Origin of the sequence: Paenibacillus sp. 598K, assembly GCF_003851045.1 — a bacterium.
Lineage (GTDB): Bacteria > Bacillota > Bacilli > Paenibacillales > Paenibacillaceae > Paenibacillus_D.
The window spans coordinates 1-2,160 of the sequence record NZ_BFBX01000204.1 but is presented as its reverse complement, the minus strand read 5'-3'; the positions used below and the strand labels follow the sequence as shown (position 1 = coordinate 2,160).

Below are 2,160 nucleotides of genomic sequence, written 5' to 3'. Positions count from 1 at the left end.
TTTGAACAACCTCTATAAGAGGAGTATAGGACAGGATGGGCCTCTCGCGGTATATCACAGGGTCAGGCAGTTATGTCATGAGGTCAGATTGAGGTGCGCAGCGATGATGTCAGACTTCGCGTGCGACGATGCCGTTTGACCTGGCATTGGCCGGGGTAAGGAGGTATAGCTGGTACATTCGAACTAGAAAGGAGAACCGCGGATGAAGCCATCTCCGACCACGGCCGCCATGCAAGCTGCTGATGAGCTGCATGATCTCTCCGAACATATCCGGGCACTGCTGCGACGCATCGATCGTCTGGAACGACAAACTCGTCGACGCAATCTCACCGAGCGACGCTACCGTCATCTGATGAAAGCGCTGTTGCCCGAAACGTGAAACCGCCGGCCCCGCCCCGCCGCATCCCCTGCGGCCGGACGGGACCGGCGGTTCGTTCATCGCCTTAATCTTTCGCCCTGTGTATCATTGACCTCGTGTATCGTTCGTCACGCGTATCGTTAGCTGCGTGTCTCTTTCATCACGTTATTCACTAATTCCGTTTCCATTTAACCTGATCAATGGTTCGTGGCGTTTAGCTAACAGGAATGAACCATTGTACCCGATTGGCTGCTTATTTCAATCCACGCCCCCCGCCGCGTAGGGTGCGACCACCTCAGGGATCGTTAGCCCATCTGCATTTGTATTTCAATCCACGCACCCGTATAGGGTGCGACTAACAGGAGTTGCGGGAATGAATTATCGCATTGAATTTCAATCCACGCACCCGCGTAGGGTGCGACAGCGAAAATTAACTAATTGTACTCTCGATTGGACATTTCCAAACTGGACATGCCCTACTTCTGAGTTTTCCAATCGTTTATTTGATTCATTCAATCGCAAGGTGATCATTGCAATCAATAATCTGGTGCGAAACCCCCAGAGAAATCATGTTCGCTTCACATTCGCACCATCAAGCTAGCAGCCAGTTAATAGCTCATCATCCACTTCATTATACCATAATGGGGCCATAATTACTTACCAAGGCTCCATTAACGCGAATCGCTGATGCTCCCAATTGCAAAATCTTTGGCGCACCCCAGCCGCCCATTAAAGGCTACACTCCCGTCATCACATCACCCTACCTATTCAGGAGAAGCTAACCGCTGCGCTTCCTCGTACACCACTTGCAACGGCACATTGTGCTCGCGGGCGGCTCGGGCTGCGTCCTCGTATTCGGGGGACTGATGCCAGAGCACGCCGTCCCGTCGCGCTTGCTTGACCCGGACAGGGCCGAAGCGCGTATCGACGGTGATCCAACTGCGATCAAGGATCTGACGGGACCAACTGCTCCTGCGTACACCAAGCGTCGAGGTCTCGCGCAGCATCAACAGCTCGCAGCGATCGGCGCGCGCTTCGTGACAGAGCACGGTCATCAGGATGCCTGGGCGGTTTTTCTTCATCTGCACAGAGGTGCAATAGACATCAAGCGCCCCGCCATCCTCCAGCAGTCGCTCCATCGCATATCCGATCACTTCGCCAGAGCAATCGTCCATCTGTGCTTCGAGGACGACGACCGTCTCCCGCTTGACCGGAGCAGCAGCAGCCAGCACGAAGCAGCGTACTACATTGGGATGGTCAAAATCCTTTTTGCCCGCACCGTAACCAATCCGGTCGATCGTGCCGCCGTCCAGCGGTCCGAAGCTCTCCGCCAGTGCTCGCAGGATACCAGCCCCTGTAGGCGTGGTTAGCTCGCCGCGCACGTCAAGGGGAGCCAGCGGAATCCCGCGCAGCAGCTCGGCCGTAGCCGGTGCCGGGATCGGATATAGCCCATGCGCCATCCGCAGCTTGCCGCTGCCCGTCGGCACCGGAGAAGCTGTGATCCGGTCGATGTCCAAACTCTCCAGCGCGAGACAAAAGCCGATGATGTCGAGGATCGAGTCCATCGCTCCTACCTCATGGAAATGGACATCCTCGGGCGGCATACCATGAATCTTGCCCTCCGCCTCGGCGATCGCTACGAAGACCGCACGACTGCGGGCCTTGACGCGAGGAGGCAGCTCCGACTCGGCGATCCCCCGCAAAATATCCGAGGCCCGGCGATGATGATGCGCATGGTCATGGCTGTGATCGCCGTGGGCATGTCCGTGACTGTGCGAGTGATCATGACTATGCTCCCCATG

Annotated in this window: 2 protein-coding genes; one reads left to right on the top strand and one right to left on the bottom strand. The window is 56.3% G+C overall.

From position 1 onward, the window contains the following. Positions 1–202: 202 nt before the first annotated feature. Complete coding sequence (locus PA598K_RS36855; RefSeq protein ID WP_185602409.1) at positions 203–379, top strand: hypothetical protein; 177 nt, start codon at positions 203–205, stop codon at positions 377–379. A gap of 743 nt (positions 380–1,122) precedes the next feature. Here the strand turns inward: PA598K_RS36855 and larC are convergent. Beyond that, on the bottom strand, positions 1,123–2,160 hold a 1,038-nt coding region (larC, locus tag PA598K_RS34420), incomplete at its 5' end, for a nickel pincer cofactor biosynthesis protein LarC (protein WP_128661226.1).

Excerpts from the sequence above, each read along its gene's own strand:
- PA598K_RS36855 (WP_185602409.1), top strand. The coding sequence starts at position 203 with ATGAAGCCATCTCCGACCACGGCCGCCATGCAAGCTGCTGATGAGCTG.